Origin of the sequence: Blautia sp. NSJ-175 (assembly GCF_022867815.1) — a bacterium.
GTDB classification, from domain to species: Bacteria; Bacillota; Clostridia; order Lachnospirales; family Lachnospiraceae; genus Blautia; species Blautia celeris.
In genome coordinates, this window is record NZ_JALIFQ010000016.1 from 107,183 (window position 1) to 124,140 (window position 16,958).

Genomic DNA, 16,958 nt, shown 5'->3' on the forward strand with positions numbered 1-16,958 from the left:
CTATGGAATTAAGGAATAACAACAGGGAAGTCATCCGGGAGCTTGCGCGGGCCAATTACAGGAAGAACAGGGGGAGAAACCGTGTCCTGACGCTGGCAGTTGCCCTGGCTGTGTTCATGGTATTCGGAGCATTCAGCATTGCCAGGGGGAAAATGGAGGCAGACTATCTCTTATACGCCAGAAATGACGGCAGCGTTGCCAGCCTCTCCCTGGAAGACGGCTCAGAAAAGCAGTATGAAAAAATAAAAACACTGGAATATGTGAAAAATACAGGCCTGGAAAAAGACTTTGCCGTCTGGTATAAGGGCGGAGCGCCTGTACTGGGCTGTACGGTTCTCGACAATACGGCATTTGAAAAACTGATAAGACCGGCCTACACAGATGTCACAGGCCATTACCCGGAAGAAGCGAATGAAGTTATGCTCCCCCTTCGTGGATTGGAGCAGCTTGGCATTGAAAATCCCCATATAGGAATGACGCTGGATGCAGAACTCCGGTTTCAGGAGAACAGGGATGCTATAGAGAGCAGTTTCGTCTTATCCGGTTATTATAAAGATTATGTAAACCCCATATTGAATGCCCCTGTGGCCTACTTCTCTGAGAAATATCTGGAAAGTCTGGGGATTCCCCTATTTCCGGCCAGCTATATTCTCATGGAACAGAACGGTTTTTTTGCAGACGGTGAACTTATGGAGGCGAAACTTTATGAGGATGTGTCCACGGAATCTGTTGCCCAGCAGTTTATTGGGATGAATTCCCTGGCATTTACGGTGGTGGAGGATTTTATCGGCAGCTATATGGTGGCATTTCTCTGCAGTGTTATGATTCTGGGGGGAGCCTTTCTGCTGATTTACAATGTAATGTCCATCACTCTTGGCAATGATATCCGCCAGTATGGTCTGTTGAAAACCATTGGCACGACCGGCGGACAGATCAGAAAGATCGTGTTCTGCCAGACCGGGAGAATGATTCTTGCAGGATGCCTTTTAGGGGCTGCTGCCGGTTCTTTTGTGGTGAAATTTTTGCTTCCGGGGACGCTGGGAGAATTATATCTCCACGGAATGGGAAGTGCCGGAGGGATGGCTGTGTTTTATCCCGCATTTCTGGCAGCCAGTGTGGTGTTCGTAGGACTGACAACGCTTCTGGCTGCAGGGATCGCTGTCAGAAAAGTGGTGAAGTTCAGTCCCATAGAGTCTGTCCGTTACGAGGAGACTGCATCTGCGGCAGCCAGCCATACCTACCGCCGTCAGAGATGCACCCGGCAGCCGCGGAGCAGTATCCTGCAGAGACGTGGAAGCAGGAAACACTGCAGTGACGGGGCATCCATTGCAGGGATGGCATGGCGGAATATCACACGTTCCGGGAGAAGATTTGCAGTCACCCTGCTGTCCCTGAGCATGGGGTGTATCTGTGCGCTGGGAGCAGTAGTCATAAGCAGGGGGACGGATATTACAAACAGTATTGAGGAGCGGCACGACTTTGAAATCAGTACTTTTACAAACATTGACCGCGACGCGGGATATGCATCATATGATTGGGATGATAACACACCGGTCATTACAGAAGAGTTAAGAGACAGAATACTTGCAGTTGATGGTGTGTCTGAAGACAAAATGGGATATACAAAAGGCTGCTTTGCCATGATCAATATGCCCTCTGAGACAAACGGAACAGAGGAGGGAGGGGACGAAGCCCTTCTGCCCCGTTTGAAATCTGTATACGGCACCACAGCCGTAAGTTTTTTTGCCACGTTACAGATTGTAGACGATGCGTTTGTTGAAGAACTGAGAGAGTATGTGGAGGAATATGGGATAAATGCGGATGTGGACAGCCTGGAAAACGGTACAGGCACCATGCTTCTGCATACGCATGAGCTGTCAAAAGAATTGCAGGAAGATGGTGATGAAACGATTGGAATGCCTCTGCATTTTTACAGCCTTTCACTATTTGAGAATAAAGTGGATGACAAGTATCTGAAAGGGGAACTTTCCTGCGCCGGATACCTGGATATATCAAAAAAACACTTTCCCAAACTGAATATGACAACCCACGGAAGCGGGATCAATTATTTTATCATGACGGAGAAGGCTTTCAGGAGCCTGAATTTCAAGGATAAAATCTTCGGTATACAGATTGATGTGGACAGGCAGAAGGAACCGCTTATCAAACAGGAGATTACCGGAATTATACAGCAGGACAACAGGACCAGAGATGAAAAGCACTACATCTATATGAACAGCAAATCAGATGCCCTGAATGACGCCTCCTCCTATATCCGCGCTAGCCGGATTGTTATGGGGGTACTGAGCGTTCTGCTGATGGTGATGGGAATTGCAAACTATTTCAATACACTTTATACAAGTCTGTCATCCAGGCAGAAGGAACTGGCTGTTATGGAGAGCGTGGGGATGACCAGAAAACAGCTTGGCAGGCTGGTGGTCCTGGAAGGTGCATTCTATGGCCTGAGTGTGATTGGGATGCTTCTTACGCTGGGCTCCGCTGTCCTCTGGTTTCTGGGAAAGGCCATAAAACAGGACCTGCTCTATTTTAAATTCTATTATCCCTGGGCATGGACGGCAGTAATCGCGGCAACCCTGCCTGCAATCTGTATACTGACCGCAGTCTTCATGTACAGACGGATGACGGGAAAGAGCATAACGGAGCGTCTGCGGAGATATGCGGACTGACGCTGCCTGCAATTTATGCAGATAATCTGCAGGTTTCATTAATATAGCCCGTTACGCCCTGGCTTTGAAAGGTTGATTGCACTTTTCAAAGCTAAGGTGTAACGGGCTGTGCTGAATCATCAGGGTTTTATTGACACTATTATTTGATTTGTCATTGACTTAACATAGAAAAACCACCCGAATACTTGGCCAGTTGAGGGTGGTTTTTCTTTCCTTTATTTCCTGGTCAACCCACCTTGTGGGCGGTTGTTCCTTTTATATTTTTATCATAACAGATTCAAGATATTAATTCAAGATATACTTGTCTTGTTTATTACCACAATTTACAACTAATAAAATATAAATTTTAAAATTATCTGTAACGAAAGAAACGCTGGCAACTCTTATGGATAAGGAGGACGAAAGATGCAGGATATAGAGCAGATTTACACAAAGTATGCTGTCCAGGTATACAAATACTTGTTCAGCCTCTGCCATGATCCCCATACTGCGGAAGAACTGACGCAGGAGACGTTTTTCAGGGCCATGAAATCCATAGACAGCTTCCGGGGTGACTGCAGACTCTATGTCTGGCTCTGCCAGATTGCAAAGAACCTTTGGATAAAAGAAGTGAAACAGTCACAGAGGACAGCAGTGTATGAGCCGGAAAAGGAAATTCCCTCAGATGCCATGCAGCCCGATGAGGAGTTGATAGCCAGGGATGAGAGGCTGTACCTGTATAAGAGACTGCATCAGCTTCCGGAACCTGTACGTGAGGTCATGTATCTGAGAATCAGCGGGGATTTCAGTTTCCGGGAAATCGGGGAGATACTGGGCAGGGACGAGAACTGGGCGCGGGTAACATTTTACCGGGGCAAGCAGAAAATCAGAGAGGAGAACAGGCATGAAATGTGATGTAGTACAGGACCTTCTGCCTTCCTATGCAGACGGACTGACCAGCGAGGAGAGCAATAGAGAAATTGAAAAACATTTAAAGACATGTGAAAAATGCAGTAAATATTACCGGGAGATGACCGGGGAAGTTCCTGAGATCCTGCCGAAAGCGGACGTGACGGATGCAGCTCTGATCGTGGGAATGAGGAAGAAGAGGAAAAAGGTACTGATCGCTGCGGCGTTTGCTGTCATAATTCTGGCCGCGGCCCTGGTCTGGACTTTTACAGGGTACAGCATGGGGAGCAGAAATGTGCTGTCCAGTGATGTAAAATTGTCTTACGGCCTGAAGGAAAACGGAGCATATCTGGAGCTGACGCCAAAAGGAGGCGAACTGGAATTCAATGGAATGACAGAAAATATAGAGGACAGCAGCGGCAACATCATCGGCACCCGTACCTACCTGAAGGCCCTGCGCTTTAGAAAAGGACTCTTTGTCAAAGGCAGCATGGGATGGGAAAATGAGATGGCAGGCGATGCTTACATCTGTGAATGGGTCCTGGAGTTTTCCGATAAGACCATCACGATCAGAAACGGAGAACTGATCAGTGAAGAGAACACATCCTCTTCAGAACAGAATTAGAAGATAAGAACAGATTGCAGCAAAGGAGAATCAGGGGTATCTGCTTCTCTTTCTGTGCATAATGTACAGAAAATAGAGATGAAAATTGTACATATAATGGAATCTACCGAAAACAGTTGACTTTTAGAACATGGGATGTTAGGATGTAATCATAGAAAAACAACCAACGTAGGATGTTAAAAAACGGGGGAACACTAAAGGAGGTATTTATGAAAGCTAGGGTGTTAAGCCTGCTGACTGCCGGAGCCGTTATGACAGGGCTGCTTACGGGGTGCAGCGGCGGAACGAAGAATGTGGGGGCTTCCGGGGAAGCCGGAAAAGGGTATCAGAAGATTGAACTGGTCATGGCAGTGAACGGAACGGACATTCAGATTGACTCCAGAGTGGCGGACAAATTTGCGGAACTGGTGGAGGAGGCATCCGATGGAAATGTGACCATAGCCGTCTATCCCAACGACCAGCTTGCAGGAGGAAACTCCACAAAGGGAATTGAGATGATCGCAGGCGGAGGCGTGGATCTGGCAGCCTATGCCACATGTGTTATGGCAGTCATTGACGAACAGCTTTCCGTGGCAACGATCCCGTGGATCTTTGATGATTACCAGCATGCCAGAGAGATCATTGACAACACCGGAGGGGAATACTACGCGGAGCGGCTGGAGGCAAAGGGAATCACCTATCTGGGCTCTTTCCACAACGGTTTCCGCCAGATCACCAACAGCAAGCGTGAGGTCCGTACACCGGAGGATGTGAAGAGACTGAAGATCCGTGTGCCGGGCAGTGAAGTCTATATGAAATTCTTTAAGACCTTAGGGGCAGATCCGGTAGCCATGAGCTGGAGCGAAGTCTTCACAGCCATCCAGCAGGGAACCATCGACGGACAGGAGAACGGTATCTGCATTACAGAGTCCGCCAAGATGGATGAGATCCAGGACTACCTCACTTTATGGAACTATACATATGAGAACGACCTGTTTGTAGCCAACACAGAGATCTGGGAATCCCTGGAGCAAAAAACAAGGGACCTTCTCCAGGAGAAGGCAAAGGAAGCCTGTGAGTGGGGAAGAGATACTGTGGAGCAGGAGGAGGCTGACATTGTGGAGGAGTTCAGATCCGAGGGTATGACCGTGACAGAACTGACGGAGGAAGAACTGGATGCTTTCAAGGAAGAGATCAGCGGCGTGAAACAGGAATTTATTGAAAAATACGGCGAGAAAGCCTGCGAAGCTTTCCGGATAGAGAGCGAATAGGAGAGGGAGGAAATAAAATGCGGATATTTGACAAGATAGAGGAGATACTGGCGGCGGCCTGCCTGATCGTTATGACGATCCTCACATTTGCGAACGTGGTTGCCAGATACCTGTTCAGTGCATCCTTTTCTTTCTCGGAGGAGATCACCACATATCTCTTCGTACTGCTGAGTATGCTGGGTACAGCCATAGCGGCAAAGCGGAGAGCGCACCTGGGACTGAGCATTGTGACCGACGCGGTCGGGCCGAATGCAGAGAAGGTGCTGAAGATTATCGGTTACTTTGTGGCAGTTTTGTTTACCGGAGCTATTTTCTACTATGGAATCCTTATGGTGAGGAATCAGAGGATTCTGGGACAGGTTACAGCAGGCATGCAGTGGCCGGAATGGATCTTCGGTTCCTTTGTACCGATTGGTGCATTCTTTGCGACAATACGGTTTATACAGGTTCTGATAGAAGAGATTAAGAGAAATCCGGAAGAGGAGGTAAGCAAATAGTGGTAGCAGCAATTCTATTTATCAGCTTCGCCGTACTGCTTCTCATGGGAGCGCCCATAGCTGTGTGCCTCGGTACCTCCAGCGTGGTAGCTATGATTGCCCAGGGGGCAGGAAGACCGCTGGATACGGTAATGAGCAGTCTTCCCATGATCGTGTCGGCGTCAACCAGCAAATTCGTATTACTGGCAATTCCTTTCTTCATCCTGGCAGGAAACATCATGGAGAAAGCGGGAATATCTGAGAAACTCATCAAACTGGCCGAGGCCTGTGTAGGACATATCAGAGGCGGACTTGCCATTGTATGTGTCATCGTTGCCTGCTTCTTCGCGGCAATTTCCGGTTCAGGTCCGGCAACCGTGGCGGCACTGGGAGTTATCATCGTGCCGGCCATGATCAAATCAGGCTATAAACCTGCGTTCTCCGCAGCGTTAATGGCAGCGGCCGGAGCCATAGGGGTCATCATTCCTCCCTCCATAACCTTTGTGGTATATGGCTCCATCGCCGATACATCCATCGGGGACCTGTTTATCGCAGGACTGGTACCGGGTCTCCTGATGGGATTCGCACTCATGGTAGTGGCGCTTCTGGTAGGAAGAAAATCCGATCTGAAGACACTGCCGAAGGCCAGCAGAAAAGAGCGCTGGCTGGCATTCAAGGATGCTTTCTGGGGACTCATGATGCCGGTTATCATCCTGGGCGGTATCTACGGCGGTATCTTTACCCCCACAGAGGCCGCGGCGGTATCTGTGGTATACGGTCTGTTTGTAGGAATCTTTATTTACAAGAAAATAAGGCTGAAAGAATTTTATGCCCTGCTTCTTGATACCACATCCACAACAGCCACCGTCATGTTCATCACAGCGGCAGCCAGCCTGTTTGCCTATGTGCTCACAAGGGCAAGACTCGACGTGGCAATCAGTTCCGCACTTCAGAATGCCACAGGCGGAAATGTAATTGTTTTCTTTATTATAGTAAATATTATCCTGTTGATCGCAGGATGCTTCCTGGATTCGACCTCAGCGTTATATATCTTTACCCCGCTGTTCGTACCGGTGGCACAGGCGCTGGGCGTGAATCTGATCCACCTGGGCGTTGTGATGATCGTCAACCTGGCAATCGGACTTTTCACACCTCCGGTAGGTGTAAACCTCTATGTGGCCTGCGGTGTGGGAAATGTAAATCTGAAGCAGATATCAAAAGCAGTTGTATCACTGATCATAGCGGCATTGATCGTACTGCTGTTAGTAACCTATATACCTAAAATCTCATTATTATTCTTATAAAAAGGAGCGAGGAATATGAAAAATGTAAGTGTTGAAGAACTGGAGAGACAGAGTATTGAACTGAGGAAAAAGGTGATCACCATGATCCACAAAGCAAAATCCGGACATCCCGGCGGCTCCCTCTCCGCTGCTGACTTTGTGACAGCCCTGTATTTCAGGGAGATGAATCTGGACCCGAAGAACCCGAAATGGGAAGACAGAGACCGCTTTGTATTGTCAAAAGGCCATGTATGCCCTGTACAGTATGCGGCTCTGGCAACGCTTGGATTCTTCGATGAATCCGTGCTTGGCACCCTCCGCCAGGAAGGTTCCATTCTGCAGGGCCATCCGGATATGAAAAAATGTCCCGGCATTGATATCTCCACAGGTTCTCTCGGCCAGGGACTTGCCTGCGGCGTAGGAATGGGAATCGCAGCGAAAAAGGACAACAGGGACTACCGTGTATTCGTAGTCGTGGGTGACGGCGAATGCCAGGAAGGTGAAATCTGGGAGGCAGCCCAGACTGCGCACAAATACGAGCTGGATAACCTGGTAGTATTCGTAGACAACAATAATCTGCAGCTTGACGGCACCACAGATGAAGTCATGCCCAACATCAACCTGGGTGATAAATTCAAGGCATTCGGATTCGATACCTATGAGATTGACGGACACGATATGAAGCAGATCGTGGACACTCTGGACAGAATCCGCATGAGAAAGAACGGAAAACCAAAATGCATCTTTGCCAACACAGTAAAAGGAAAAGGCGTTTCCTTTATGGAGAACCAGTGCGGATGGCACGGAGTGGCACCAAATGATGAGCAGTATGCGCAGGCAATGAAGGAGCTGGACGCGCAGCTTAAAAAACTGGAAGTCAGAAAATCAGCATAAGCGGATGGAGGATAAGAATATGAGCGAAGTAAAGAAAGCGACCAGAGATGGCTTTGGTGAAGAGATTGTAAAGCTGGGCAAACTGGACAATGATATATATGTAGTGGACGTAGATATAGGCAAATCCTGCAAGACAGGAGAGTTCCGCAAACAGCTTCCCAAGCAGTATCTGAATGTGGGCATAGCGGAGCAGAACGCAGCCGGTGTTGCGGCAGGTCTTGCGACCTGCGGAAAAGTCCCGTTTGTAGTGACCTACGCGGTATTCGGTTCCCTGAGGATGTGCGAGATGATCCGCCAGGAAATCTGTTACCCGAAACTGAATGTGAAGATCGCCTGCTCCCATGGCGGCGTTACCCCTGCCAATGACGGCGCAAGCCATCAGAGCATTGAGGACATGGGTGTTCTGCGCACCATACCCAACATGACCGTGCTCATGCCTGCAGATTATCATGCAGCAAAAAAACTGGTAAAAGCAGCGGCAGAATATGAAGGGCCTGTGTATTTGCGTTTTACAAGGGACGCGATCCCGGTCATCTACCCGGAAGACGCGGAGTTTGAGATTGGAAAAGCCAACAAATTAAAAGAAGGAAAAAATATTTCTATCATTGCCAACGGCGATACTGTTTCCATCGCATTGAAAGCGGCAGAGCAGTTAGAGGCACAGGGTGTATCCGTGAAACTGCTGGATATGCACACCATCAAACCTCTGGACACAGATGCGGTTATGGAGTGTGTAAATGAGACCGGTAAGATCATCACAGTGGAAGACCACAACATCATGAACGGCCTGGGCAGTGCAGTCAGCGAAGTGGCAGCAGAGACAGGCAGATGCATGGTAAAACGCATCGGTATCCGGGATCAGTTCGGACAGTCTGCTCCTTATGAGAGGCTGCTGGAAATGAACGGAATCACAGTGGAAAATATTGTGGAGACAGCAAAAGAATTAGTGAAATAAGTATGAGAAGAATTATCAGGAGGATAAGAAAATGTTTGATTTTGACGGACAGGTAGTAATCGTAACAGGAAGCGGCTCACCGAAAGGAATCGGCAGGACCATTGCAAAAACTTTTGCAAAACAAAAAGCAGCCGTAGTGATTGCGGATATGAATGAGGCCGGTGTACAGGACACCGTAAATGAGATCAGGGCAGAGGGCGGAGAGGCTATGGGAGTGACCGTAAATGTCACAGATGAAGCATCCGTACAGAAAATGGTGGATGACATCATGGACGCCTATGGCAGAATCGACGTGCTGATTAACAACGCAGGTATTTCCCAGAAGGTGACGGTTGCGGACATGACACTGGCAGATATGAGAAAGATTTTTGAAGTCAACATGTTCGGCCTGTTCCTCTGCACACAGAAGTGCATGAAGGTAATGCGTGACCAGAAATACGGAAGGATCGTTAACCTGTCCTCTGTATCTGCCAAAAGAGGCGGCGGCGTATTCGGCGGAGCACACTACTCAGCATCCAAAGCGGCTGTACTTGCATTTTCCAAAAACCTTTCCAGAGAGATCTCTGCAGAAGGCATCACCGTGAACAGTGTCTGCCCGGGACTGATCAACACAGAGATCTGGAAATCACTTCCCAAAGAAGATGCAGATAAGATCATTGACGGAATCCCCATGGGCCGCCCCGGTGAGACACAGGAAGTGGCAAATGCCATTGTATTCCTGGCATCCAGAGAAGCGTCCTATATTACAGGCGAAGAGATCGACATCAACGGCGGTTCCCATATGGATTAACCAAATGCAGACACCCCCTTATTTTATCCGGCTGTAATAGACAAAATCTGATTTTTATGGTAGTATGTTGGTTGTAGGATAAACCGATAAAGGGGTGAGTAGAATGCAGAACATCAGTTATTTAAAGAAAGTAAACAGTGAATCGGTAGTGCAGCAGGTGATCAATGCGTTGACGGAGGCCATGCTCAACAGGGAACTGCGCCCCGGGGATAAGATTCCCACAGAGGCGGAACTGGCTGAGAGCATGGGTGTGGGAAGAAATTCCATCCGGGAGGCCATTAAGATCCTGGTATATCTGGGAGTGCTTGAAATCAGGCGGGCAGAGGGAACCTTTGTCTGTGAGGGATTTTCTGAGAGCATGATAGACCCTATGATTTACGGTATTATTTTAGACAAAGAGGATTCATATGAAAATCTTATGGAACTGCGTGAACTGATAGAAGTTGGTGTGATGCAGCTCGCCATGCAGAAGATTCAGGAGGCCGATTTACATATACTGAAAGAGAAGCTGAACCGCATGGAGAAAGAGATAGAAAAAGGGCCGGAGAACGTAGAGAATGCTTTCCTGGCTGACAATGAATTCCATAATACCATATCAGATATGGGAAAGAATCCCCTGGTGAATAAGATCAACCAGGTGGTGCGGGTGCTGACATATTCCATGAGGATGAAGACAGTGGAGACAATGATCAAGACTGGAAGAGGCCGGGAATTATTTGAGGCGCACCAGAAAATCTATGAGATGATGGCAAACAAAGTAACAGACAATCTGAATACGGCTGTAAGAAAAACATATTTTGCTGATATTCCATTTACGGATACAGAGAAATAGCCCTCGTTCAAAACAATTTCCGCTTACAGCCATTTGATTGATGCCCTGTCCATTCATTGCCCGGAGTATGTTTGTATGCAGACGCACTCCGGTGAGTGGACGGGGTATTTTTACATTAATATGTAACGAGAGAAGGAGGAGACCCATGATAGCCATCGCATGTGACCATGGCGGATATGATTTGAAACTGGAGATCATCCGTTACCTGAAAGATGAAAATATAGAATATACAGATCTGGGATGTGAGGGCAGGGATGCAGTGGATTATCCTGTCTATGCCAGAAAAGTGACAGACGCCATAAAGAGCGGCACCTGTGAGAAAGGAATCCTGATCTGTGGAACCGGCATCGGAATCTCCATAGCTGCCAATAAGGTGCCGGGTATCCGGGCAGCCCTGTGTACGGACTGTTTCTGCGCGGAGGCCACCAGGCAGCACAACAATGCCAATGTCCTGGCCCTGGGCGGCAGAGTGGTGGGGCCCGGCCTGGCGGTGAAGATCGCGGATACGTTCCTCCACACGGAATTTTCAGGGGCCGAACGGCACCAGAGGAGAATTGATCTGATAGAAGGGGACAAAGCCTGAACAGACAGGCTGTGAAAAACGGAGGTATTTTTGATCATGGAGTTAAAGAATATACTGGTCGGCCAGTCCGGAGGGCCGACGGCTGTCATCAACAGCAGCCTATACGGTGCTGCGGCCCAGGCGAGGCTGCACCCGGAAAAGATAGGAAAATGCTTCGGCATGGTGAACGGAATTGAAGGATTTTTAAAGGGAAAAGTCCTGGATCTTGACGAGGCGCTTCCGGGCGATGAGCTGAAAGGGCTTCTGACCACCCCCGGAGCCTATCTTGGTTCCTGCAGATATAAGCTGCCGGAGGATCTGGAGGACCCGGTGTACAGGACACTGTTTGAAAAGTTTGAGGACATGGGCATCGGATATTTCCTCTATATCGGCGGAAATGATTCCATGGATACCGTGAGCAAGCTGTCGCAGTACGGGAGAAAGATGGGCAGCAGTATTGTAGTGCTGGGGGAACCGAAGACTATTGACAATGACCTTGTCCTCACAGACCATACGCCGGGTTTTGGCAGCGCTGCCAGATATGTGGCATCCACAGTGCGGGAGATCTGCGTTGACGCAGGCGTATATGACACCAGGTCCGTCACGATCGTGGAGATCATGGGCCGTCATGCAGGCTGGCTGACAGCCGCAGGGGTGCTGGCAAGGAAATTCAGGGGAGACAACCCTCTGCTCGTATATCTGCCGGAGGTGCCCTTTGACCAGGAGGCGTTCCTGAAAAAGGTGGAGGAGTGCTTTTCCGTGAACAATGCGGTGGTCGTGTGCGTCTCAGAGGGAATCCGTGACAAAGACGGTGTATTTGTATGCGAATACGACAGCGAGGCCGGACTGGACAGTTTTGGCCACAAGATGCTGGCAGGCTGCGGGAAATACCTGGAGCGTCTGGTGCGGGGAAGACTGGGTGTGAAGGCCCGCTCCGTGGAATTAAATGTAAGCCAGCGCTGCTCTGTCTCCATGCTGTCAGCCGCGGACCAGCAGGAGGCTGTCATGGCAGGCAGATACGGTGTGCAGGCAGCTCTTGAGGGGGAAACAGGCAAAATGATTTCCTTCATCAGAAAAAGCGATGCACCCTACAGCCTGTCCTGTGGTCTGGAGGATGTGGATCATATCTGCAACCGGGAAAAAACGGTTCCCCTGTCCTGGATCACAGGTGACGGGACAGATTTGGGAGAGGAATTTTTGACATATGCAAAACCGCTTGTAAAAGGAAACGTGCAGGTCCCCGTGGATGAGGACGGCCTGCCGCTGTTTGTCTGCAGAAAATAGGAGAAGGAGAAGTTTATCATGGGATTAGTGACAACAAAGGATATGTTTCAGAAAGCTTATGAGGGCGGCTATGCCATCGGAGCCTTCAATGTAAATAATATGGAGATCGTACAGGGTATCACTGAGGCGGCAGGAGAGCTGAAGTCTCCGGTCATCCTCCAGGTGTCCAAAGGCGCAAGGGCATACGCCAACCACACCTATCTTGTGAAACTGGTGGAGGCTGCCCTCATAGAAAATGATATCCCCATGGCCCTCCATCTGGACCACGGCCCGGATTTTGCAACCTGTAAGGCTTGTATCGACGGCGGTTTTACATCCGTCATGATCGATGGCTCACAGTACGATTTTGAAAAGAATGTGGAGATCACCAGACAGGTAGTGGAATATGCCCACGAAAAAGGTGTAGTGGTAGAGGGGGAACTGGGAAAACTGGCAGGTGTGGAGGACGATGTAAAAGTGGACGCCTCTGACGCCATGTACACGCATCCCGATGAGGTGCAGGAGTTCGTGGAGCGCACAGGCGTGGACTCCCTGGCCATTGCCATAGGCACCAGCCACGGCGCCTTCAAGTTCAAGCCGGGCCAGAAACCCCAGCTCCGGTTTGATATATTGGAGGAGATCACAAAACGCCTTCCCGATTTCCCCATTGTCCTCCACGGAGCCTCCAGTGTGTCCCGGGAGTATGTGAAGATCATACAGGAAAACGGAGGAGAACTTGCTGACGCCATAGGTATCCCGGAGGATATGCTTCGCCGTGCTGCAAAATCCGCTGTGTGCAAGATAAACATTGATTCAGACCTGCGCCTTGCCATGACAGCAGGCGTCCGGCAGGTACTGGCGCAGAAGCCCTCAGCCTTTGACCCCAGGGAATATCTGAAAGCCGGAAGAGCCAATGTCAAAGAACTGGTGGCACATAAGATAGTGAATGTTCTGGGCAGTGACCACAAGGCCTGACCTGAACGAAACAAACCGATGGTTTAGACGGATCTCAGCCGGAACCATCGGTTTGTTTCCGTGTACGATTTTTTATTTATAGGTTGATTAAGTAAAGGAATAATTATAAAATAACTTTATAAGTCGCACATAATCGAGGAAAAGTTATGCATTGGAATATAGTGGCGGAGTGTATTTCCGAAATCAACCTTATCATCATCTGGTTTTATTCAAGGAAAAGTAATCTGGTTCCTTCACTCAGGAACCGTCTGTTTCAGTTCTGCTTTTTTGTGACTTTTTGCGCCATGTCCTTCAACATTGCGTCAACAGTCATGATCGCCTATCCTGAGAAATTCCCCTGTTTTCTGACCTGGCTGGTCACAACGGTTTATTTTGTTGCCACCCCTCTCATGGGCATGGCTTATTTTTTCTACACTCTGGCTGCTGTGTTTGAAAATAAAGGAAATACCATGAAGATCATTATATGGACATCTCTGCCCGGGACAGTGTATTTCCTGCTGGTGATCATGAATCTGTTTTCAAATGTATTATTCAGCATCTGCCCCGACGGCACATATACACGGGGACCTCTGATCTCCGTTACATATATTATCTTTTATCTGTATGGTGTGGCAGCCATGGCGGTGGTTGTGATATGGAGAAAATATATGGAACCGGCGATCAGAAGGATACTTGTCATATTTCCCATGATCGCACTGCTGGTCATCATTGTACAGCAGCTTTATCCCACTGTGATCCTCTCCGGCTCGGCGGCGACCTGCGCGCTGCTGATCATTTATCTCTATCTCCAGAACAAACAAAATTCCGTAGACTATCTCACGGGGCTGCCCAACCGGCAGGAGTTCCTTAAAATGATAGAGTTGCTGATCAGAAAGTCCAAATATTTTAATATCACGGTCCTCTCCTTAAGAGGATTTAAGCGGATCAATGATACCTATGGGCAGCATAACGGGGATCTGTTTCTGCAGGAGATTGCATCTTACCTTAAAAGCATTTCAGAACCTCACTGTCTGTACCGTTTCGGCGGCGATGAGTTTGTCATTTTGTCTTATGGGCCGTTTGATGCCAGTATGAGTCATAATGTGAAGAAACTGGAGCAGAGAATGCAGCAGCCCTGGATATCAGGGGAAAACAGTTGTGTCATTCCGGCGGTCATCGGTGTTGTGGGATATCCGGAATGCGCCAACACAGCGGAGGATTTGATCAGCGGGATTGAATACGCTGTCTCCATGGCAAAGGCGGCATCTGACACGAATGTCTATTACTGCGGCCACGAGATGCTTGCCTCCCTGAGAAGGCGCCGGAAAATAGTGGAGATACTGGAGGAAAACCTGAAGAACAACAGCTTTTCTGTCTATTATCAGCCTATCATTTCCACAGCCACAGGTAAATATACGGTTGCAGAGTCTCTGCTGCGCATACCGGATTCTCCCCTTGGCCCTCTCTTTCCCAATGAGTTTATTCCTGTTGCGGAGGAGACAGGGATGATCGTGGAGATCACCTACCAGATACTTGATAAGGTATGCAAATTTGTGAACCGGCTGTCTGAGAACGGCATTGAGTTTGACGGAGTGCATGTGAACTTTTCCGGACAGCAGTTTTCCCAGATTGGGCTGGCGGAAAAGGTGGAGGGGATCATTGAGGCAAACCATACACCTTTTTCCAAGATCAAGATTGAGATAACCGAGAGCATACTTGCCGACAATGCGGAGACAGTAGAAGAGTTCGCCCTGGAAATGCAGCAGAGGGGCATTCTGATCGAGCTGGATGATTTCGGAACAGGTTACTCCAACATCGTATCCGTGATGAACACTCCCCTGGATACCGTCAAGCTGGACAAGAGCCTTGTCTGGTCTGCCATGGAGAAAAAGGAGACGGCAGCCATGGTTAAGAGCCTGTCAACTGTTTTTCACGAGATGGGGCTCCAGGTTCTTGCGGAGGGAGTGGAGAATGCCCAGCAGGAGGCGTTTGTAAAAAGCTGCGGGATTGATTACATCCAGGGTTTTTATTTTGCAAAACCGCTTCCGGAGGAGGAGGCCTTTGCTTTTATCAGGAATGCGCAGGCAAAACAGGAAATGATACGGGGGATTCAACCATGACAATGAGACAGCTTACAACAATGGAGAAGCTGAGTTTCGGCGGCGGCGATGTTGCCAACTGCGTTACTTTTGGGGTTACATCGGCGTACCTGTCCTATTATTACACAGACACAGTGGGCATCTCTGTGGCTGCAGTGGGGCTTATTCTGGGTGCGGCCAGAATCATAGAGGCATTTGCCAATCTCGCTACCGGCGTGGCGATTGACAAAGTACACTCGCGGCTGGGCAGGACAAAGCCTTTTCTGTATGCAACGACCATACCGCTCATGCTGTTTTTCTTTCTGATGTTCGCGGTACCGGATGTATCGGCAGCGGGAAAGACGGCGTTCGCTTTTTTTACCTATCTGACATTCTGTGTGCTGTATGCGGTGAACAACACGGCTTACGGGACACTTCTGTCCATGATGACCGGAAATGTGAAGCAGAGGAGAAGCATCAATAATTACAAGCTTATGGGGATCGGGGTGGGAACCATGATATCCAATGCCTGTACCCTTCCCCTTGTAGCGTTTCTGGGGGGCGGCAGAAAAGGGTATATTTTTACGGGACTTGTATTTGCGGTGATCAGTGCAGTGTTTCTTATGAACTGTACTGTACAATGCCGGGAGAGGATCGCCGTGCAGAGTGACAAGGTGAAGATTACGGACGAGCTGCGCTATGCGGTCAGAAGCCGTTCCTGGATGGCTCTGTGTGTGGTCGCACTTCTCATCACCTGCGCGCTTACGCTGCGGACTTCCGGAATCGTCTACTATGCCAGATATGTGCTGGAAAATGAAGACCTGGCAACCCTGCTTCTTGCCATGTCACCTATTTCCATGCTGGTCAGCTCGCCGTTCATCGGACAGGTGCTGGACCGGGTGGGAAACCGGAAATGCATGGTGCTTGGAAGTCTGGGTATGATACTTTCCATACTGGGCATGGCTGCTTCCGGCAGCAATGTAGCGGGACAGGTCGTGTTTAACTTCCTCTGCGGCGTGGCCTCCAATCTCTGTACAGGGCCGCTGTACTCTGCGTGCTCTGATACCATGGATGAGGTGGAGTACCTGACAGGGGAACGTCCCCAGGGAATCATGACATCTGTGATGATGTGCACCAATAAGCTGGGAATCGCCTTTGCGCCCATTATCTCTTCCATTGTTTTGGGGGCGGGAGGTTATGCGGCGGGCGGTGTGCAGTCAGCAGGAGCGCTGGCGGCCATCAAGGGAAATGTTTTCTGGATCCCCGTGCTCCTCTCCTGCCTGGGGATACTGGCAGCCCTGTTCTTTGACCTGGATAAGAAGCATGGAGCCATGGTAAACGCCCTGGAAAACAGAAGAAATAAAATTACCTGAAAAAAAGTATTGACATTTACGCTGCGTAAACCCTTATCCTTTCAGGTG

15 protein-coding genes are annotated in these 16,958 nt (G+C 49.1%); all 15 read left to right on the top strand.

Going from position 1 to position 16,958, the window contains the following annotated elements; genetic code table 11:
* The first annotated feature begins 2 nt into the window (after positions 1-2).
* Positions 3-2,687, top strand: coding sequence for an ABC transporter permease (locus tag MUB35_RS21700; protein ID WP_244806836.1), 2,685 nt, complete (start codon positions 3-5; stop codon positions 2,685-2,687).
* Between the two features lie 405 nt (positions 2,688-3,092).
* Positions 3,093-3,581 carry an RNA polymerase sigma factor gene (locus MUB35_RS21705; RefSeq protein WP_033139874.1) on the top strand — a complete coding sequence of 163 codons (489 nt, stop codon included), beginning with the start codon at positions 3,093-3,095 and terminating at the stop codon, positions 3,579-3,581.
* Positions 3,571-4,200: a zf-HC2 domain-containing protein gene (locus MUB35_RS21710; protein ID WP_227209762.1), complete on the top strand. Its 630-nt coding sequence runs from the start codon at positions 3,571-3,573 to the stop codon at positions 4,198-4,200. The genes MUB35_RS21705 and MUB35_RS21710 overlap by 11 nt, the downstream gene beginning before the upstream one ends.
* Before the next feature lie 209 nt (positions 4,201-4,409).
* Positions 4,410-5,450 carry a DctP family TRAP transporter solute-binding subunit gene (locus MUB35_RS21715; RefSeq protein WP_244806837.1) on the top strand — a complete coding sequence of 347 codons (1,041 nt, stop codon included), beginning with the start codon at positions 4,410-4,412 and terminating at the stop codon, positions 5,448-5,450.
* 17 nt (positions 5,451-5,467) lie between these two features.
* Positions 5,468-5,947 (top strand): TRAP transporter small permease, encoded by a 480-nt coding sequence (locus MUB35_RS21720; RefSeq protein WP_244806838.1) that lies wholly within the window; start codon positions 5,468-5,470, stop codon positions 5,945-5,947.
* Entirely contained in the window at positions 5,947-7,230 is a 1,284-nt protein-coding gene (locus MUB35_RS21725) for a TRAP transporter large permease (protein ID WP_054351468.1), read from the top strand. Before MUB35_RS21720 ends, MUB35_RS21725 begins: the two co-directional genes overlap by 1 nt.
* A 15-nt stretch (positions 7,231-7,245) precedes the next feature.
* Positions 7,246-8,103, top strand: a complete 858-nt coding sequence (locus MUB35_RS21730; RefSeq protein ID WP_103732612.1) for a transketolase — start codon at positions 7,246-7,248, stop codon at positions 8,101-8,103.
* A gap of 19 nt (positions 8,104-8,122) precedes the next feature.
* Positions 8,123-9,058 carry a transketolase family protein gene (locus MUB35_RS21735; protein WP_103732611.1) on the top strand — a complete coding sequence of 312 codons (936 nt, stop codon included), beginning with the start codon at positions 8,123-8,125 and terminating at the stop codon, positions 9,056-9,058.
* Positions 9,059-9,089: 31 nt separating this feature from the next.
* Positions 9,090-9,848: an SDR family NAD(P)-dependent oxidoreductase gene (locus tag MUB35_RS21740; RefSeq protein ID WP_033139867.1), complete on the top strand. Its 759-nt coding sequence runs from the start codon at positions 9,090-9,092 to the stop codon at positions 9,846-9,848.
* Positions 9,849-9,951: 103 nt separating this feature from the next.
* On the top strand, positions 9,952-10,680 hold the full coding sequence (locus MUB35_RS21745) for a FadR/GntR family transcriptional regulator (RefSeq protein WP_033139866.1): 729 nt from the start codon (positions 9,952-9,954) through the stop codon (positions 10,678-10,680).
* A gap of 145 nt (positions 10,681-10,825) precedes the next feature.
* Positions 10,826-11,263 (top strand): ribose 5-phosphate isomerase B, encoded by a 438-nt coding sequence (gene rpiB / locus MUB35_RS21750; RefSeq protein WP_054351469.1) that lies wholly within the window; start codon positions 10,826-10,828, stop codon positions 11,261-11,263.
* A gap of 36 nt (positions 11,264-11,299) precedes the next feature.
* Positions 11,300-12,526, top strand: coding sequence for a 6-phosphofructokinase (locus MUB35_RS21755; protein ID WP_244806839.1), 1,227 nt, complete (start codon positions 11,300-11,302; stop codon positions 12,524-12,526).
* Between the two features lie 18 nt (positions 12,527-12,544).
* Positions 12,545-13,480, top strand: a complete 936-nt coding sequence (fba, locus tag MUB35_RS21760) for a class II fructose-1,6-bisphosphate aldolase (RefSeq protein ID WP_033139863.1) — start codon at positions 12,545-12,547, stop codon at positions 13,478-13,480.
* Positions 13,481-13,626: 146 nt separating this feature from the next.
* Entirely contained in the window at positions 13,627-15,579 is a 1,953-nt protein-coding gene (locus MUB35_RS21765; protein ID WP_103732560.1) for a putative bifunctional diguanylate cyclase/phosphodiesterase, read from the top strand.
* A complete protein-coding gene (locus MUB35_RS21770) occupies positions 15,576-16,910 on the top strand; it encodes an MFS transporter (RefSeq protein ID WP_244806840.1) in 1,335 nt (444 codons plus the stop codon). The genes MUB35_RS21765 and MUB35_RS21770 overlap by 4 nt, the downstream gene beginning before the upstream one ends.
* Positions 16,911-16,958: the final 48 nt, after the last annotated feature.